Source organism: Streptomyces sp. NPDC023527 (assembly GCF_055560115.1).
Genome location: NZ_JBVHJJ010000004.1, coordinates 162,382 through 179,779, shown reverse-complemented (window position 1 = coordinate 179,779; position 17,398 = coordinate 162,382). Strand labels below are relative to the sequence as shown.

Sequence of the window (17,398 nt, the reverse complement as noted above, 5' to 3'; positions counted from 1 at the left end):
CCTATGGCGCGATGGCGCGAAACGCACTGCCTCTTTGCTAGTTGAGAAGGCTCCCCTGCAGTTCCGCGCGCAGATCGGGGGTCAATACGGTGCCCGCCCGATCGACCAGGAGAGCCATCTCGTAGCCCACGAGGCCGATGTCGCACTCGGGGTGCGCCAGCACGGCCAGCGAGGATCCGTCGGAGACGGACATGATGAAGAGGAAGCCGCGCTCCATCTCCACCACGGTCTGGTTGACGGCGCCGCCCTCGAAGATCCGGGAAGCACCCGCCGTCAGGGAGGTCAGGCCGGAGGCGACCGCCGCCAGCTGGTCGGCGCGGTCCCTCGGGAACCCTTCGGACATCGCCAGAAGGAGTCCGTCGGCGGAGACCACGACGGTGTGGGACACCCCTGGGGTGTTGTCCACGAAACTGGTGATCAACCAGTTCAGGTTCTGCGCCGCCTGGCTCATCGGGCTCACACTAACGCTCCTGATCGTAGGTACCGCCGGGGCCGAAGCCCTGGTCGTGCTGGTCGTGCTCTTGCGCGGCGGTGTCGCCGCCCGCGCTGCGCCCCTGCTGGACGCCGCGGCGGAGGTTGCTCAGCCTGCCGCGGACGTCTTCCGGTGCGCGGGAGATCTGGGGGCCGCCCTGGGGGGTCTGCGCTGCCGTGCCCTCGATCAGATTGGCCTTGGGCACTCGGCGCGGTAGACCGGAGGGGGTCACTCCGCCGGCTTTCGGCTCACGGAGCTGCTCGGCGCGGTGCCAGCGCTCGTCGTTCGCCGATCGCCAGTCGGGCTGTTCGCCCTCCTGCGGCTGCTGGGTGACGTCCTGCTGGGGCTGCTCCGGTTCGCCGGCCCCCGCGGCCTCCTCGACTGACTCGGACTGCTGCCACTGCGTCGCGCGGCGCGGCAGACCGGACCCGGTCAGCGAGTGGGAGCCGCTCGAAGAGGGGCCCGGACGGTCGAACTCTACGCGGTCCGGCTGTGCCGTGTCAGCGGACGGCCGGGATTCCGATTCCGCTCCGTAACCCTGCTGGTCGGCGTTCCGGTACGGACCGGAATCCTGCCAGCCACCCTGCTGGGCCGGGCCGTTGAATCCGTCGAACGACTGGCGCTGTTCCGGATAGCCCGATTCCGCATAGCCCTGCTGCGGATAGCTCGCGTCCGCATGGGTGTGCGACTGCTGCGGCTCGTACGACCCCTGCTCCTGCTGGGGGACGGCGTGCTGGCCGGTGTGCTGACCCGCATGCGGTCCGGCGTGCTGGCCGGTGTCCTGGTCGGGCCGGTGCTCGTACGGCTGCTGGTCGTACTGCTGCTGCTCGTAGGGCTGCTGCTGGGGTACCTCGTCGCGGAACAGCGGACGGTTGTCGGCGCCCTGCTGCGCCTCCAGAGCGGCACGCCGCTCCTCACGCAGTCGCGAACGGCCGACCGGGTCCAGCGAGGGCACGCCGGAGTTCTCCTGGCGGGCCTCGTAGCGGGAGTCGTCGAAACCGAGCTCGGCGGCCGTGCGCAGCCGGGGTATCGGGGCGGCCTGCTGCTCGGGCACCATCCGCGAGACCGTGAAGTCGTCGGGGGACTGCTCGTCCTCGCCGCCGCCACCGTGCGTGATCGCGTCCGGCAGCATGACCAGCGAGGTGGTGCCGGCCTGCTCGCCCGACGGGCGGAGCTGGACCCGGATACCGTGCCGGGTCGCCAGCCGGCCGACCACGAACAGGCCCATGCGCTGGGCGATCGCCACGTCCACGCTCGGCGGGTTGGCCAGGCGGTGGTTGATGTCCGCGAAGTCCTCGGCCGTCAGGCCGATGCCCTTGTCGTGGATCTCGACCATGACGCGGCCGTCGGGCAGCCGGGTCGCGGTGACGCGGACCTTGGTGTGCGGGGAGGAGAACGTGGTGGCGTTCTCCAGCAGCTCCGCGAGGAGGTGCACGAGGTCGGTCACGGCCAGGCCGTGGATCTCGGCGTCCGGGACGCCGGACAGCTCGATGCGCTCGTACGCCTCCACCTCGGAGGAGGCGGCGCGCAACACGTCCACCAGCGGGACCGGCTGGTCCCAGCGGCGGCCGGGCTCCTCGCCGGCGAGGACCAGGAGGTTCTCGCCGTTGCGGCGCATACGGGTGGCCAGGTGGTCCAGGCGGAAGAGGTTCTCCAGCTGGTCCGGGTCGGCCTCGTTCTCCTCCAGCTCCGTGATCAGGGTCAGCTGGCCCTCGATCAGGGACTGGTTGCGGCGCGAGAGGTTGGTGAAGATCGCGTTGACGTTGCCCCGCAGCAGCGCCTGCTCGGCGGCGAGCCGGACGGCCTCCCGGTGCACCTGGTCGAAGGCGCGGGCGACCTCACCGATCTCGTCCCGGGTGGTGATCGGGATCGGCTGGATACGGGTGTCGACGCGACCGGGGTCGGTGCGCGAGAGCTGGTCGACCAGGGCCGGCAGCCGCTGCTCGGCGACGTCGAAGGCGGCGCGCCGCAGGTGACGCATGTTGCGGCTCATCGAGCGCGCCATCATCCCGGCCACGAAGAACGCGACGAGGAGGGCGAAGATCATGATGCCGGAGTTGACGAAGGCGGTCTGCTGGGCGTCGGACGAGATCGCCTCGGCCTCGCTCACGGCCTTGTCGGTGAGTTCCTTCTCGACGTCGCGGTAGGCGTCGAACTTCGCCGTGGCGGCGGTGAACCACGCCGACGACGTGATGCCCGCGGCCTCCAGCTGCTTGGGCGTCCTGCCGCTCGCGATGGCCGCGAAGATCTTGTCCTGCTCGGAGATCTTCGCCTTCGTGGCCATGACGTCGTTCAGACGGCTGATGTCGTCCTCGCCGCCGGCCGCGTCGTACTCACCGCGGGCGATGTACTCCAGGAAGTTGTACGAGGAGAACGCGGTGACCTGCGCCTCGCGCTCCTTGGGGCTCGTGGCGGGCTTCACCAGCAGGTGGGTGCCGATGGCGCGCTGCAGGGACTCGGCGGCCTTGGCCAGCTGGATCGCGTAGACCATGCGGCCGTAGGAGTTGCTGCCGGTGCCCAGGCCCAGCTCGTTGGCGAAGGCCATCAGCGGACGCTGGATGGCGCCGTAGCCGTCCTCGGTCTTCACCGTGTCCAGAGCGGGCGTGTAGGCGGCCTTGCGCAGCTTCGGCAGCGTCTGCTCCGCCTCGCGGAAGAGCTGCAGGCGGCGGCGCAGGCTCGCGGTGTCGGGGGCGCTCTTGACGGCCTTGTCGAAGGCGTCGCGAGCGGCGTCCGTCGTGTCCTGGGCCTTCTTGACGACCGGGTCCTCGCGGTTGCCGTTCAGCATCGGCTCGGCGCTGAGGTCGCGCTCGTCGATCACGGCGTGGGCGTAGGTGGCCGCGGCGCGGACCAGCCGCGCCGTGTTCGCGGCGTCCTTCGCCTCGGTCCAGGTGTCGACGGAGCCCTTGACGTCCAGACCGCCGAAGACCAGGGCCACGAGCACCGGGATCATCAGGATCGCGTTCAGTCTGACGGGCACCCGCCAGTTGCGCGGCGAGAACCGTCCGCCGCGGCCGGCGGGCGGGGCGGGCGTTTCGGGCACGTCGGAAGGCGGCACCGCTGTGCGCGACGGCGGGGTGAAGTTTCCCCGCTCGTCCCGCGCCTGCTGTGCGGCGCCCGTCTTTCTGCGCGTCACTCGACCAACAACCTCTCGGCGTCGGCACCTGCGTTGTGTGCCGTTTTTCGAACTGGGCCGTTACTGCTCAGTTCCTGGAATTCCAGCACGTCATGCGTGCGCAATCCAAACAGTGCGCACGGCCGACGAGTGAAGCGATTTGCCCGACATAAAACGGGCATTAAGAGCGAGCGGCGGCAAATGGCGGGCGGAATGTGCGCACAGCGAAGTCGACCGAACGCAAGGGGTGGTCGCGTCCGGTCGATTCTCTTGTCGAAACGTTATGAACTCCGCGCTGCGCCGTGTTCAATGCCACAACCATTTGTAACGACTGGCGTAAGAGCGAGACGTTATTTGAGGCGCGCCATCAGAGCGTGCTCCACCAGCGTGATCAGCGCGCTCTTGGTTTCGCCCCGGTGCCGGGCGTCCGTCGTGATGATCGGCGTGTCGGGGCCGATCTGCAGCGCCTCACGGACCTCTTCCGGCCCGTAGGGCTGCTGTCCGTTGAAGCCGTTGAGCGCGATGACGAACGGCAGGCCGCTGTTCTCGAAGTAGTCGACGGCCGGGAAGCAGTCCGCGAGCCGACGGGTGTCGACCAGGACGATGGCGCCGATGGCGCCGCGGACCAGGTCGTCCCACATGAACCAGAAGCGGTCCTGACCCGGCGTACCGAAGAGGTACAGGATCAGATCGTCATCGAGCGTGATGCGGCCGAAATCCATCGCCACGGTCGTCGTGGTCTTGTCCTGAACGTGGCTCAGATCGTCGATCCCGGCCGACGCGGACGTCATCACGGCTTCGGTGCGCAGCGGACTGATCTCCGAGACCGCGCCGACGAACGTGGTCTTGCCCACGCCGAACCCGCCGGCCACCACGATCTTCGCGGACGTGGTGGAACGGCCACCGCCTCCGCTAGAGCTTCCGAAGTCCACTGAGCACCCTTTCGAGCAGTGTCACATCCGGCGTCCCGCCGGACTCGCCGCTGCCGCCCGGCTGGTGGATCGCCACCATGCCGGCCTCCGCCAGGTCCGCGACGAGGATGCGCGCCACGCCCAGGGGCATGTTGAGCAGCGCCGAGACCTCAGCGACCGACTTGACCTCCCGGCACAGGTGGCAGATGCGCTGGTGCTCGGGAAGCAGCCCCTGGAGGTGCGCCGGGTCGGCCGTGGAGCTCACCAGCGCCTCGATGGCGAGCTGGTAGCGCGGCCGGGTGCGGCCACCCGTCATGGCGTAGGGGCGGACCAGCGGCTGGTCGGCGCCTTCACTCCCGTACGACGCGTGATGAGAAGCGCCGTACGGGCCGGGCGAGGCGGGCGGGGTCATGAATCCTCCGGACGGGACAGCAGGATGGCAATAATGCCGTCGAGCGGTGGCCGGTGGGGGGTTTTCGGCCGTACGGTCGGACGGTATTTGCGGTGTGCGTAGGTCAGTTCAGCAGGCTGCCCTGGAGTTCCGCGCGGAGATCAGGGGTCAGTACGGTGCCCGCGCGGTCGACCAGGAGGGCCATCTCGTAGCCCACGAGGCCGATGTCGCACTCGGGGTGCGCCAGCACGGCCAGCGAGGATCCGTCGGAGACGGACATGATGAAGAGGAAGCCGCGCTCCATCTCCACCACGGTCTGGTTGACGGCGCCGCCCTCGAAGATCCGGGAAGCACCCGCCGTCAGGGAGGTCAGGCCGGAGGCGACCGCCGCCAGCTGGTCGGCACGGTCGCGCGGAAAGCCTTCGGACATCGCCAGAAGGAGTCCGTCGGCGGAGACCACCACGGTGTGGGACACCCCCGGGGTGTTCGCCACGAAGTTGGTGATCAACCAGTTCAGATTCTGCGCCGCCTGGCTCATCGGACTCAACTAACGCTCCTGCTGGTAAGTGGGGCCAAGGTCATGGTTGCCGGTGGTCGAGGCGTTGCCCGCCTGACGTCCCTGCTGGATACCCCGGCGAAGGTTGGTCAGTCGGCCGCGTACGTCATCGGGCGCACGCGAGACCGCCGGACCGGTCAGGTTGTTCTGCTGCTCGGCGGTGCCCTCGACGAGGTTCGCACGCGGCACGCGCCGCGGCAGACCCGAGGCGGTCTTGCCGCCCGCGGCCGGCTCGCGGACCTGCTCGGCCTTGCGCCAGCGCTCGTCGTTGGGGGAGTCCCGCCAGTTGTCCTGCGTGGCCCGCGAGGCCGGGGCGGCCTGCGGGTTCAGCGGGCCCTGAGAGTCCTGGAGCGACTCGCGCGACTCGCGCCGCGGCAGTCGCTGGGGGAAGGCGCCCGGCTGCTCCGGCGCCCCGGGCTGGTCCTCGGCCGGACCCCGGAACCAGTTGGACTCCAGCTCCTCGAAGAGCGGCGTCCGCCCGTCACCGGCACCGGCCGGCGGCAGCTGGCCCCCGGCGTCCGCACCGGCGGGCAGCTCGAACTGGCCGGTGTTGCCGGGGCCGTCGGGGCGGGCGTACTCGCCGGAGGTGCTGCCGGGACGCTCGAACTGGCCGGTGTGACCGGGGCCGTCGGGGCGGGCGTACTCACCCGACGTGCTGCCCGGGCGCTCGAACTGGCCGGTGTTACCCGGGCCGTCGGGGCGGGCGTACTCGCCGGAGGTGCTGCCGGGACGCTCGAACTGGCCCGTGTGACCGGGGCCGTCGGGGCGGGCGTACTCACCCGACGTGCTGTTCCGCGGCTCCGGCGACGGGAGGGCCGGGAACTCGGACGTGTCGCCGGCGCCGCCCTGCGGGGCGGACGGGCGCGCGAAGCGGCCGGTGTTCTCGGAGTCCTCGTGGCCGCGCGGGGTGTCCTGCGCGGCGCGCCCGCCGTTGCCGGGCATCGGCCAGTCGTCGGCCGGGGCCTTCGGGGCCGCCGGAGGCTGCTGGTTGCCCCAGCTCGGCGCGGGGCGGCCCGGCAGCTCGGCGGGGGAGGCGGAGGGAGCGGCGGAGTCGGGGGCGCTGCCACGGCGCTTGGGCATCTTCGGGCGGCGCACGCCGCCCTCGTTCGCCGGCGGCGGGACGGCGGGACCGCCGTTGCCGCGGGCGGGCAGCGCGGGACGGCCGTCGGAGCCCGTACCGCCGCGCGGGGACGCGTCGAAGAGGCTGCCGGACGGCGAGGGCGCACCCGGGCCGGACCGGGGGGCCGGGGCCGGGCGCGTCGGCAGACCGCTGTCCGTCGTGCCGGGACGGCCCGGCAGCGCGGGGCGCGGACCGGGGCCGGGCACCTGGCGGCGCGGCGCGGCGCCAGTGAGGCCGCCGTTGCCACCGGGGGCGGCGGGAGCGCCGCCCTGCGGCATGCCGGCACCCATCGCGGGCGCACCCGTGGCACCGGGCATCGGCCGCTTGCCGCCCTGGGCGACGTCGACCGGCAGCATGACGAGCGCGGTCGTACCGCCCGAGTCGGACGGCCGGAGCTGGATGCGGATGCCGTGTCGCAGGGACAGGCGGCCGACCACGAACAGACCCATGCGGCGCGAGACCGAGACGTCCACGGTCGGCGGGCTCGCGAGACGTTCGTTGATCGCCGCGAGGTCCTCGGGCGACAGGCCGATACCCGTGTCGTGGATCTCGACCAGCACGCGCCCGTCGGGCAGCGCGTGACCGGTGACCTTGACCTTGGTCTGGGGCGAGGAGAACGACGTCGCGTTCTCCAGCAGCTCGGCGAGGAGGTGCACGAGGTCGTTGACCACGCGGCCGGCGACCTCGGTCGGCGGCACACCGCTGAGCTCGATGCGCTCGTACTGCTCCACCTCGGACGCGGCGGCACGCAGCACGTCGACGAGCGGCACGGGCCGGGTCCACCGGCGGCCGGGCTCCTCACCCGCGAGGACGAGGAGGTTCTCACCGTTACGGCGCATACGGGTCGCGAGGTGGTCCAGCTTGAACAGCGAGGACAGCTGGTCCGGGTCGGCCTCGCGGCTCTCCAGCTCGGAGATGAGCGAGAGCTGACGCTGGATGAGGCCCTGGCTGCGGCGCGAGAGGTTGGTGAACATCGCGTTGACGTTGCCTCGCAGCAACGCCTGCTCGGCGGCGAGGCGGACGGCCTCGCGGTGCACGTCGTCGAAGGCCGCGGCCACCTTGCCGATCTCGTCCGTGCTGTGCACGCCGACGGACTCCACGGACGTGTCGACGTCCTGCGGGTCGGTCTCGGAGAGCTGCTTGACGAGCTCGGGCAGGCGCTCCTGGGCGACCCTCTGCGCGGTGTCCTGCAGCCGGCGCAGCGAGCGGACCATGGAGCGGGCCACGACGAAGGCGCCGACGAGCGAGATGCCGAGGACCAGGATGATCAGGACACCGTTGAGGATGGCCTCCTGCTGCGCGTCGTCGCGCAGCTCCAGCGCCTTCTGGTCCATCTGGGTGAGCAGCGTCTGCTCGATCTTCGACATCTCGTTGATCTTGAGCGTGGCCTGGTCGGACCAGTCCAGCCAGGTCAGCGTCTCGCCGCTCTTGAGCCCGTCGGGCTTGGTGAAGACGCGGTCGGCGAAGGTGTCCGCCGAGGCGATGTCGGTGATGCCGCCGTTGAGGGACAGCAGCAGCTGCTCGGAGTCGGCGGCCCGGATCGCGGTGAAGCGCTTGAGCGCCTCCTTCTCCGCGTCCAGCGCCTCCTTGCCGTACTGCTGGTCGTTGACCGACAGGTGGCTGCCGCCCTTGGCGGCCAGCGCCGCGGTGATCACGGCGCGCTGGATGGACGCGTACTCCTTGGCGGAGGAGAACGTGGCCAGCGCGCGGGTGCTGGTGATCATCTCGCTGTTGCTGGTGGCCTGGGCCATGTCCTGCGAGAGCGACAGCAGGGAGTTGATGAGGCCGTCGTAGTTGTTGACGGTCCGCGCGATGTAGTCGGCGTCGGTGTACGCGCTCTTGCGGACGTCCTGGATCTTCCGCAGCTGCCGGGTGATGTCGACCAGGGTGGTCTGCACACCGACCATCGTCTGGTCGGTCGGCTTGACGTCCTTGGTGGCCTCGGTGAAGTCCTTGATGGCACGGTCGGACCGCTGCTGGGTGGAGACGATCCGGTCGTCGGACTTGTTCTGGGCGGACAGCGGCCCCGCGGTCTTGTCGCGCTCCTCCTGGAGCGCGCTCGCGAGCAGGGTGGCCTTGCTCGTCATCTCCGTGAGCAGCTTCATGTGGTCGAGCTGATCGACGTTCTCGAGCGAGCTGGCGATACGCAGACCACCGAGGGACGTCGCGGCGACGACGGGCAGAGCCAGCAGGGAGACGAGTCGGGTGGAGATGCGCCAGTTGCGCAGGGCTATTCGTGAGCCCGGCCCGTTCGGCCCCTTTGTCTTCGCCTTGGACTTGGACTTCGACCGTTCGGCGGGCTCGCCGCCGGTCGGCGCGTCGGCGGACGTGCCGCGGTCGGTCGCACCGCGCGGCTCCGGCTCCGCCGCAGCGCTGCCATCCCTCTTGAAACGTCCCTGCACTAGCGTCGCAACCTCTGGACCAGGCGTCCCTCCGGTTGAGCGGCGGGACGGTGTCGAGTCGTGGGGGGACCGCGGTTGCCCCCTGGCGGTCCGTGGAATTCCAGCACAGTGCCGGATCTCCAACAAGGCCGGTGCACACCCCTGGGGACGGGGTGACGCTCAGTGCCGGAAACGGTCACGGGGCGTAGAGGACCAGAGCCTTTATTTGGGGCATCAGCGTACGAGTTGCCCCGGGGTCCCCCGCACCCGGCCCGTGTCCCAGTCGCCATGATCAGGAGCGGAACGTCTGCTTCAGTCCTGCGATGTCCGTTTCGCGGCGGCGCGACACCCGTCCGCTATGCGGCTTTTTTCGCACCACTCGTGAGCAAACTCACAAGCGACTGATGACTTCTCTCGCGGACGGCTGGGGATAGGCGCGCCTAGCCTGGTCCTTTACACAGGACGCGAGAACGACACCGCGCACCACGACACCGCGAGGCAGCAAGTGCAGACGACGAAGACGACGAAGACGGCGAAGCCCAAGGCCAAGGTGGTCCGCAAGACCGCCAACCCGCGCCGCACGACGCTCGCGCACCTCGAGGACGCCGAGACGCTGCGCACCGCCGAGGCCCGGGTGCACGCCGCCGAACTGCCGGCGGTCACCGCCAACCCGCGCCGCACCATCCTCATGACGGCCCCCGAGCCCCAGGCCCCCGCGGCCGAGCGGGCCCAGCAGGGCTGACCCAAGGCGGCGCACGGGCCGCCGGCGACCCCCGCGATAGCCTGGGGTGTCAGTCTCCGGCCGGACCAGATAGGGGCAAAAGCTTCCCGTGCGCATCGCCAGGTTCTCCATCGACGGCAACGTCGCCTTCGGTGTCGTGGAAGGGGACGCCTCCACAGAAGGCGGCCCCGTCCTCGACATCATCAAGGGCCACCCCTTCGCCGAGTTCGAGCGCTCGGGGCAGAAGATCCCGCTGAGCAAGGTGCGGCTGCTGCCGCCCGTCCTGCCCAACAAGGTCGTCGCCATCGGCCGCAACTACGCCGAGCACGCGGCCGAGCTGGGCAACGAGGTCCCGGACGCCCCCGTCGCGTTCTTCAAGCCGTCCACCGCGGTCATCGGCCCCGGCGACCCCATCGCGTACCCCTCCTTCTCCAGCGAGGTGCACCACGAGGCCGAGCTGGCCGTGGTCATCGGCCGCATGTGCCGCGAGGTCCCGCGCGAGCGCGTGAAGGACGTCATCCTCGGCTACACCTGCGCCAACGACATCACCGCGCGTGACGTCCAGGAGCGCGAGAAGCAGTGGGCCCGCGCCAAGGGCTTCGACACCTCCTGCCCGCTGGGCCCCTGGGTGGAGACCGAGCTGGACCCGAGCGACCTCGGGATCATGTGCACGGTCAACGGCGAACAGCGCCAGCTGGGCCGCACCAGCGACATGGTCCGCTCCATCGAGGACCTGATCGTCCACATCACCGAGGCGATGACGCTGCTCCCCGGCGACGTCGTCCTCACCGGCACCCCGGCCGGGGTCGGACCCCTGAACGTCGGCGACGAGGTCGCCGTCACCATCGAAGGCATCGGCACTCTCACCAATAAGGTGATCAAGCGTGGCTAGCGCAACTCCCGTACGCGTCCGTTTCTGTCCCTCGCCGACCGGCAACCCCCATGTGGGTCTGGTCCGCACCGCCCTGTTCAACTGGGCGTTCGCCCGCCACCACGGCGGCACCCTGGTCTTCCGCATCGAGGACACCGACGCGGCCCGTGACTCCGAGGAGTCGTACCAGCAGCTGCTGGACTCGATGCGCTGGCTGGGCTTCGACTGGGACGAGGGCCCCGAGGTCGGCGGCCCCCACGCGCCGTACCGCCAGTCGCAGCGCATGGACATCTACCAGGACGTCGCGCGGAAGCTGCTGGACGGCGGCTACGCCTACCGCTGCTACTGCACCGCCGAGGAGCTCGACGCCCGCCGCGACGCCGCCCGCGCCGCCGGCAGGCCGTCCGGCTACGACGGCACGTGCCGCGTCGTGAGCCCCGAGCAGCAGGCGGCCTACGAGGCCGAGGGCCGCGCCTCGATCGTCCGCTTCCGGATGCCCGACGAGCCGATCACCTTCACGGACCTGGTCCGCGGCGAGCTGACCTTCACCCCGGAGAACGTGCCGGACTACGGCATCGTCCGGGCCAACGGCGCCCCGCTGTACACCCTCGTCAACCCCGTCGACGACGCCCTGATGGAGATCACGCACGTCCTGCGCGGCGAGGACCTGCTGTCCTCCACCCCGCGCCAGATCGCGCTCTACAAGGCGCTCATCGAGCTGGGCGTCGCCAAGGACATCCCCGCCTTCGGCCACCTCCCGTACGTCATGGGCGAGGGCAACAAGAAGCTCTCCAAGCGCGACCCGCAGGCGTCCCTGAACCTCTACCGGGAGCGCGGCTTCCTCCCCGAGGGCCTGCTGAACTACCTCTCCCTGCTCGGCTGGTCCCTCTCGGCCGACCAGGACATCTTCACGATGGACGAGATGGTCGCGGCGTTCGACATCAAGGACGTCAACGCCAACCCGGCCCGCTTCGACCTCAAGAAGTGCGAGTCGATCAACGGCGACCACATGCGCCGCATGGACGTGAAGGCGTTCATCGAGGCCTGCGGCCCCTGGCTGAAGGCCCCGTTCGCCCCCTGGGCCCCCGAGGCGTTCGACCAGGCGGTCTTCGAGGCCATCGCCCCGCACGCGCAGACCCGGCTGACGGTGCTCTCCGACATCACCGCCAACGTCGACTTCCTCTTCCTCGACGAGCCCGCCCACGACGAGGCGTCCTGGGCCAAGGCGATGAAGGAGGGCTCGGACGCGCTGCTGCGCACCGCCCGCGCCAAGCTGGAGGCCGCGGAGTGGAACGCGGAGGCCCTCAAGGCGGCCGTCCTCGCCGCGGGTGAGGAGCACGGTCTGAAGCTGGGCAAGGCGCAGGCGCCGGTCCGCGTGGCCGTCACCGGCCGCACGGTCGGCCTGCCGCTCTTCGAGTCCCTGGAGATCCTCGGCCGCGAGCGCACCCTGGCCCGCGTCGACGCGGCCCTGGCGAAGCTCACGGCGTAGGCGCCACGAGCCACCGCCCGGTACGGGTCGGCACGGCGTTCTTCGGGGGATGAGCCCCAAGGCCCCGGCCGGACGGCGTACGGTCGACGCATGCCGATCCGCGCCGTCCTCTGGGACGTCGACGACACCCTCTTCGACCACACGGGCTCCGACCGGGCCGGCGTGCTGCGCCACCTCGAGGCCGAGGGCCTGCTCTCGCGGTACGAATCCGTGGAGCGGGCCCTCGGCCTCTGGCGTTCCGTGATGGAGGCGCAGCAGGCCCGCCTCCTCGCCGGGGAGGTGGGGTTCCAGGAGCATCGCCGGGAGCGCGCACGCGCCTTCCTGGGCGTCCCACTGGCCGATTCCGAGGCCGATGAGTGGTTCGCCCGCTACGTACGCCACTACGAGGCCTGCTGGACCCTCTTCCCGGACGCCGTGCCGACCCTCGACGCCCTCGCCCCGCACCTGCGGCAGGCGGTGCTCTCCAACGCCTCCACGGCCCAGCAGCGGCGCAAGCTCCGCATCCTCGGGGTCCACCGGCGGTTCGAGCACGTGGTGTGCGCGGACCGCCTCGGCTGCGCCAAGCCCGCCGCCGAGGCGTTCCTGGCCACCTGCGCCCGGCTGCGGCTGGCGCCGGGTGAAGTCGTCTACGTGGGCGACCAGCTGGACGGTGACGCGATGGGCGCCCGGGACGCCGGCCTGTGCGGGGTGTGGCTGGACCGTACGGGCGCCGCGAATGTGCCCGTACCGGACGGTGTGCACCGCATCGGGGGCCTCACGGAGCTCTCCGGGCTGCTGCGGCGGGTTATCGGTTTTGGAGCCCCGTCCACCTTCGGGTAATGTTCTTCCTGCGCCGCCCGAGAGGGCCGAGAGGCCGGAGCGGACGGAGCGAGCCGAGCAAGACCCCTTCAAAGAGGTCGAGTTCTGGTGGGGTATGGTGTAATTGGCAGCACGAGGGTTTCTGGTTCCCTTAGTCTAGGTTCGAGTCCTGGTACCCCAGCAAAAGAAATTCTCCGGAAATTCTTTTGATAAAGTAGCTGAAGTAGTAAGCGCAGTGCGAGCCCCCGTTGTGTAGCGGCCTAGCACGCCGCCCTCTCAAGGCGGTAGCGCCGGTTCGAATCCGGTCGGGGGTACAGATCCTGAATCCGTCACCATCCAGATATTCCTGGAGGCGACGACGAATGGATCGCTAGGGCCCCCGTTGTGTAGCGGCCTAGCACGCCGCCCTCTCAAGGCGGTAGCGCCGGTTCGAATCCGGTCGGGGGTACTGGTCAATACCATGGGATATGGTGTAATTGGCAGCACGAGGGTTTCTGGTTCCCTTAGTCTAGGTTCGAGTCCTGGTATCCCAGCGCAGAGAGCATATTGGCTCTGCAGTAACAAAAGCTAGCCCCCGTTGTGTAGCGGCCTAGCACGCCGCCCTCTCAAGGCGGTAGCGCCGGTTCGAATCCGGTCGGGGGTACAGAGGAAAGAATGCCTCCCGCATAAGCGGGGGGCATTTTTTCATGCGGCCTTCCGTACATCGTGGCCGGGGCAGATAATCCACGCATGGTCCCTCCTCACGGCGTGCACCGCCGGGTCCACGTCGGTGACCTCCGCCCCGGCGACCACGCGTGTCTGCTGTTCGCGTCGGACGAGGAGCGGGCCTCGATCCTGCGGGACTTCGTGCTCGGGGGCCTCGACGCCGAGCACAAGATCCTCTATCTCGCCGGCGCGGACGGACCACCGGGCCCGCGGGCCCTGCTGGAGCAGTGCCGGCTCACCGGCGTCCCCGGCGACCTGGACGGCCGGCTCGAGGTCATCGGAGCGGCCGAGCTCTCCCCGGAACGCGGCAAGTTGGACCCGGCCGCGTTACTGGGCCGGCTGCGGGCGGCCGCCGACCGCAGCCGCAGCGAGGGCTACCGCGCCCTGCGCGTCACCGGCGACCTGTCCGCCGTCCTGCGCGACGGACCGGACCTCTCCCGACTGCTGCGCTACGAAGCCCTGCTGGCCGACGAGTTCAGCTCCGGCCAGGCGCTGGCGGTGTGCCAGTACGACATCCGCCGGTGCGATGCCGCGGCCTTGGACGCCTTCGCATCGGCCCATCTCAGGAGCGTCGAAGTGGATCCTGTCGTCCGCACGGCCGAACTGACCGTCGTCCCCACCTACAGCCCGGCCGGTCTGCGCATCGAGGGGGTGGTCGACGCCGATTCGCACCGCCACCTCAGGGACGCCCTGCAGTCCGTCGCGTCCGTACGCGGCGACCTGTGTCTGGAGATGTCCGGGGTGGAGTTCCTCGACCTCGCGGGGCTGCGGCTGCTGATGACCTTCGCCAGGGCGCGCGCCGCCCGCCACTGCACCGTCGAGCTGACCGAGCTGCCGCCCCATCTGCTGCACGTCATCACCCTCATCGGATGGGACCGGACGCCGGGGCTCCGGCTGGGAGCCGCGCATGCCTGCTGACCGCGCGCAGGCGGCCGGCTTCGTGCATCACGCCTGTCTGTACGGCAGCGACGAAAGCTTCCTCGCGATGGCGGTCCCCTTCGCCGAGGCCGGGCTGGCGGCCGGCGAGCCCGTCCTGGCCGCCACGACGGCCGCCAACATCGATCTGCTGCGGTCCGCGCTGGGCAAGGGCGCGCACGCCCTGGACACCGCCGAGACCGCCTACTTCGGCCGCCGGCCCGTCGAGCGGGTCTCCGCCTTCCTGCGCTACCACGACCGCCGCGCCCGGCCCGGCCGGCGGACGCGGATGATCGCCGAGCCGGTGTGGGGCGGCAGATCCGCCCGCCAGGTCGCCGAGTGGAAGCACATGGAGTCCGGGCTCAACGTGCTGCTGGCCGAGCTGCCGGTCTGGATGGTCTGCCCGTACGACACCCGCGTCGTGCCGGCCGACGTCGTGGCGGCGGCCTGCGCGACCCACCCGGTGCGGCTGGACGGCGAACGCCCGACCCCCTGCGCCGACTACACGGACCCCGCCTCCTACGCCGCCCTCGCCCGGCCGGCGCCCGTCCCCGTGCCGCCCACCGCGGCGGTGGCGGGGCCCACGGCCCGCCCCGCGACCGTGCGCCGCTTCGTCCGGGAACGGGCCGCCGAGGCGGGCCTGACCGGCGAGCGGCTCGCCCTGGCCGAGCTCGCCGTCCACGAGGCCGCCGCGTATCTGCTGGCCGCCGACGGGGCGCGCGTGGCACTGAGCGCCTGGGAGGAGCCCGGCGCCGTCCTGTACGAGCTGCTGAGCACCGGGCCGGGCGGTGCCCGCCTGCCGCCGTTCGCGGGCTTCCGCCCGCCCGGGCCGCCCGAGGGCGCGCCGGGCGCCGAGGACGGCCTGTGGCTCGCCCGCCGCCTCGGCGAGTCGCTGGACGTCCGGACGGAGGGGCCGGCGACCCGGATCACCTTGCGCCTGGCCGGCCCGGGCGACGCCGAACGGCTGTGACGGGCGAGAGGGAAGCACTCACGTGAACCGGCGGGCCGACTCCTCCGCGTGCGCCAGCCTGCGCAGGCTCAGCAACACCGGCTCGTACAGCACCGTCAGCGCCACGGCCGCCTCGATCTGACCGGCCGGGGTGGGTTCGCGCTCCACCAGGTCGAGATCGGTGACCGCCAGCCGCTCGGCCAGCCGCCCGTACGGCAGCAATTGCTCCACATCGCAGGGGTAGCCCAGGCGCACCAGCGCGGCGACGGCGGCGATCAGGGTGCGGCGGGCGGGCGTGGGCTCGTCCAGACCGCACTCGAACGGCCAGCCCAGACGCTCCAGCAGTGCCGCCACCGACCGGCGCGCGGTCTCGGTGGCGGGGTCGTCGTCGGCGGGCTCCGGGCCGATCGGCAGCGCCAGGGTCGCCGCGCCCAGCCGCATGTGGTGGTCCAGCGACTCGTCCTCGGCGGCGGCGATCACTTCCCGGGCGGTGGCCACCGGCACCTTGCCGATCTGGATCAGGGCCCGCACCAGCCGCAGCCGGCGCAGGTGGTCCTCACCGTACTCGGCCTGCGTCGCCGAGACCCTGCGGCCGGGCTGGAGGAGCCCCTCGCGCAGGTAGTACTTGATCGTGGCGGTGGACACCCCGCTGCTCTCGCTCAACTCCGCCAGCCGCATGCTCTTGCGCCTTTCCTTGGGTAGTGTCACTATCCAAGCATGGATAGTGGAGCTATCCAATCGGAATGGGGGTCTGTCATGAGGGTTGAGTCGATCGTCGAGCGGGTCACGGCCAAGGCCGAGGGGGACGTGGTCGTCTTCCTGATCGGGATGCGCGTCAACCGGTGGCGGGCGGTGCGCCACTGGCTGCCCGCGCTCGTCGCGATGCCGCGCATGCTCAAGGAACTGTCCGCCGACCCGGACAGCGGGTTGCTGGGTCACCGGGTGCTGAACGCCGGGCTCCGGGCGCCCATGGTCGTCCAGTACTGGGAGTCGCGCGAGAAGCTGCTCGCCTATGCCTCGGCCGCGGACAAGGAGCACCGCCCCGCGTGGGCGGCGTTCAACCGGCGTACGCGGGGCGGCGGGGGCGCTGTGGGGATCTGGCACGAGACGTACCTCGTCCCGGCCGGGTCCTACGAGACCATCTACAGCGGCGTGCCGCCGATCGGGCTCGGCGCGGCGTACGGCACCGAGCCGGTGCGCCGGCGCGGCGAGCGCGCCGCCGAGCGGCTCGACCGCCGCGCCGCGTGATCAGCCGTTGCGGCGCAGGGCCTCGCTGAGCCGCAGGGCGGCGTCGATGACCGCCTGGGCGTGCATCCGGCCCGGGTGACGGGTCAGGCGCTCGATGGGGCCGGAGACCGAGACGGCGGCGACCACGCGGTTGGAGGGGCCGCGCACCGGCGCCGAGACCGAGGCGACGCCCGGCTCCCGCTCGCCGATCGACTGGGCCCAGCCCCTGCGCCGTACGCCCGAGAGCGCGGTCGCCGTGAAGCGGGCGCCCTGCAGGCCGCGGTGCAGCCGCTCGGGCTCCTCCCAGGCCATCAGCACCTGCGCCGCCGAGCCGGCCTTCATGGGCAGTGTCGAGCCGACCGGCACGGTGTCCCGCAGTCCGGACAGCCGCTCCGCCGCCGCCACGCAGATGCGCATGTCGCCCTGGCGGCGGTAGAGCTGCGCGCTCTCGCCGGTCACATCCCGCAGGTGCGTGAGCACCGGCCCCGCCGTGGCCAGGAGTCTGTCCTCGCCCGCCGCGGCCGCCAGCTCGCTCAGCCGCGGGCCGAGGATGAAACGGCCCTGCATGTCCCGCGCCACCATGCGGTGGTGCTCCAGCGCCACCGCGAGCCGGTGCGCCGTCGGGCGCGCGAGCCCGGTCGCCGTGACCAGTCCGGCCAGCGTCGCCGGACCGGACTCCAGAGCGCTCAGTACCAGAGCCGCCTTGTCGAGTACGCCCACACCGCTAGAGGCGCCACCAGAGTTGTCCATGCAACGATACTCCCGTCTCACACTGTGAAA

At 71.1% G+C, this 17,398-nt stretch carries 15 protein-coding genes and 5 tRNA genes; 12 read left to right on the top strand and 8 right to left on the bottom strand.

Annotated features, from left to right (window positions below):
- Nucleotides 1-37 precede the first annotated feature (37 nt).
- The 6 genes from ACZ303_RS09985 to ACZ303_RS09960 form a co-directional block, all read right to left on the bottom strand.
- Nucleotides 38-451, bottom strand: a complete 414-nt coding sequence (locus tag ACZ303_RS09985; RefSeq protein WP_467337452.1) for a roadblock/LC7 domain-containing protein — start codon at nt 449-451, stop codon at nt 38-40.
- A gap of 10 nt (nt 452-461) precedes the next feature.
- On the bottom strand, nt 462-3,605 hold the full coding sequence (locus tag ACZ303_RS09980; RefSeq protein ID WP_467336992.1) for a sensor histidine kinase: 3,144 nt from the start codon (nt 3,603-3,605) through the stop codon (nt 462-464).
- Between the two features lie 329 nt (nt 3,606-3,934).
- Nucleotides 3,935-4,516, bottom strand: coding sequence for a GTP-binding protein (locus ACZ303_RS09975; RefSeq protein ID WP_467336990.1), 582 nt, complete (start codon nt 4,514-4,516; stop codon nt 3,935-3,937).
- Entirely contained in the window at nt 4,497-4,907 is a 411-nt protein-coding gene (locus tag ACZ303_RS09970; RefSeq protein ID WP_467336988.1) for a DUF742 domain-containing protein, read from the bottom strand. Before ACZ303_RS09970 ends, ACZ303_RS09975 begins: the two co-directional genes overlap by 20 nt.
- A gap of 103 nt (nt 4,908-5,010) precedes the next feature.
- Complete coding sequence (locus tag ACZ303_RS09965) at nt 5,011-5,424, bottom strand: roadblock/LC7 domain-containing protein (protein WP_170116805.1); 414 nt, start codon at nt 5,422-5,424, stop codon at nt 5,011-5,013.
- A 9-nt stretch (nt 5,425-5,433) separates the two neighbouring features.
- A complete protein-coding gene (locus ACZ303_RS09960) occupies nt 5,434-8,964 on the bottom strand; it encodes a sensor histidine kinase (RefSeq protein ID WP_467336986.1) in 3,531 nt (1,176 codons plus the stop codon).
- 529 nt (nt 8,965-9,493) lie between these two features.
- On the opposite strand from ACZ303_RS09960, the gene ACZ303_RS09955 reads away from it, so the two are divergent.
- The 11 genes from ACZ303_RS09955 (at nt 9,494) to ACZ303_RS09905 (ending at nt 15,412) form a co-directional block, all read left to right on the top strand.
- Entirely contained in the window at nt 9,494-9,685 is a 192-nt protein-coding gene (locus tag ACZ303_RS09955; protein WP_467337449.1) for a hypothetical protein, read from the top strand.
- 88 nt (nt 9,686-9,773) lie between these two features.
- On the top strand, nt 9,774-10,556 hold the full coding sequence (locus ACZ303_RS09950) for a fumarylacetoacetate hydrolase family protein (RefSeq protein ID WP_467336984.1): 783 nt from the start codon (nt 9,774-9,776) through the stop codon (nt 10,554-10,556).
- Nucleotides 10,549-12,024 (top strand): glutamate--tRNA ligase, encoded by a 1,476-nt coding sequence (gene gltX / locus ACZ303_RS09945; protein WP_467336982.1) that lies wholly within the window; start codon nt 10,549-10,551, stop codon nt 12,022-12,024. The genes ACZ303_RS09950 and gltX overlap by 8 nt, the downstream gene beginning before the upstream one ends.
- A gap of 90 nt (nt 12,025-12,114) precedes the next feature.
- Complete coding sequence (locus ACZ303_RS09940; protein ID WP_467336981.1) at nt 12,115-12,843, top strand: HAD family hydrolase; 729 nt, start codon at nt 12,115-12,117, stop codon at nt 12,841-12,843.
- Nucleotides 12,844-12,931: 88 nt separating this feature from the next.
- Nucleotides 12,932-13,003 (top strand) — tRNA-Gln (locus ACZ303_RS09935).
- 60 nt (nt 13,004-13,063) lie between these two features.
- Nucleotides 13,064-13,136, top strand: a tRNA-Glu gene (locus ACZ303_RS09930).
- 61 nt (nt 13,137-13,197) lie between these two features.
- Nucleotides 13,198-13,270, top strand: a tRNA-Glu gene (locus ACZ303_RS09925).
- A gap of 13 nt (nt 13,271-13,283) precedes the next feature.
- Nucleotides 13,284-13,355: transfer RNA gene (locus ACZ303_RS09920), tRNA-Gln, on the top strand.
- Between the two features lie 37 nt (nt 13,356-13,392).
- Nucleotides 13,393-13,465 (top strand) — tRNA-Glu (locus ACZ303_RS09915).
- Between the two features lie 86 nt (nt 13,466-13,551).
- The gene (locus ACZ303_RS09910) at nt 13,552-14,445 is read left to right on the top strand and encodes an MEDS domain-containing protein (protein WP_467336979.1); all 894 of its coding nucleotides are present in this window, start codon (nt 13,552-13,554) and stop codon (nt 14,443-14,445) included.
- On the top strand, nt 14,435-15,412 hold the full coding sequence (locus ACZ303_RS09905) for an anti-sigma factor RsbA family regulatory protein (protein WP_467336977.1): 978 nt from the start codon (nt 14,435-14,437) through the stop codon (nt 15,410-15,412). Before ACZ303_RS09910 ends, ACZ303_RS09905 begins: the two co-directional genes overlap by 11 nt.
- 18 nt (nt 15,413-15,430) lie before the next feature.
- Here the strand turns inward: ACZ303_RS09905 and ACZ303_RS09900 are convergent, their stop codons facing one another.
- Nucleotides 15,431-16,069 carry a MerR family transcriptional regulator gene (locus tag ACZ303_RS09900; protein ID WP_467337447.1) on the bottom strand — a complete coding sequence of 213 codons (639 nt, stop codon included), beginning with the start codon at nt 16,067-16,069 and terminating at the stop codon, nt 15,431-15,433.
- 78 nt (nt 16,070-16,147) lie between these two features.
- On the opposite strand from ACZ303_RS09900, the gene ACZ303_RS09895 reads away from it, so the two are divergent.
- Complete coding sequence (locus tag ACZ303_RS09895) at nt 16,148-16,639, top strand: DUF4188 domain-containing protein (protein WP_467336975.1); 492 nt, start codon at nt 16,148-16,150, stop codon at nt 16,637-16,639.
- Here the strand turns inward: ACZ303_RS09895 and ndgR are convergent, their stop codons facing one another.
- Nucleotides 16,640-17,368, bottom strand: a complete 729-nt coding sequence (gene ndgR, locus ACZ303_RS09890) for an IclR family transcriptional regulator NdgR (RefSeq protein ID WP_467336973.1) — start codon at nt 17,366-17,368, stop codon at nt 16,640-16,642.
- Nucleotides 17,369-17,398: the final 30 nt, after the last annotated feature.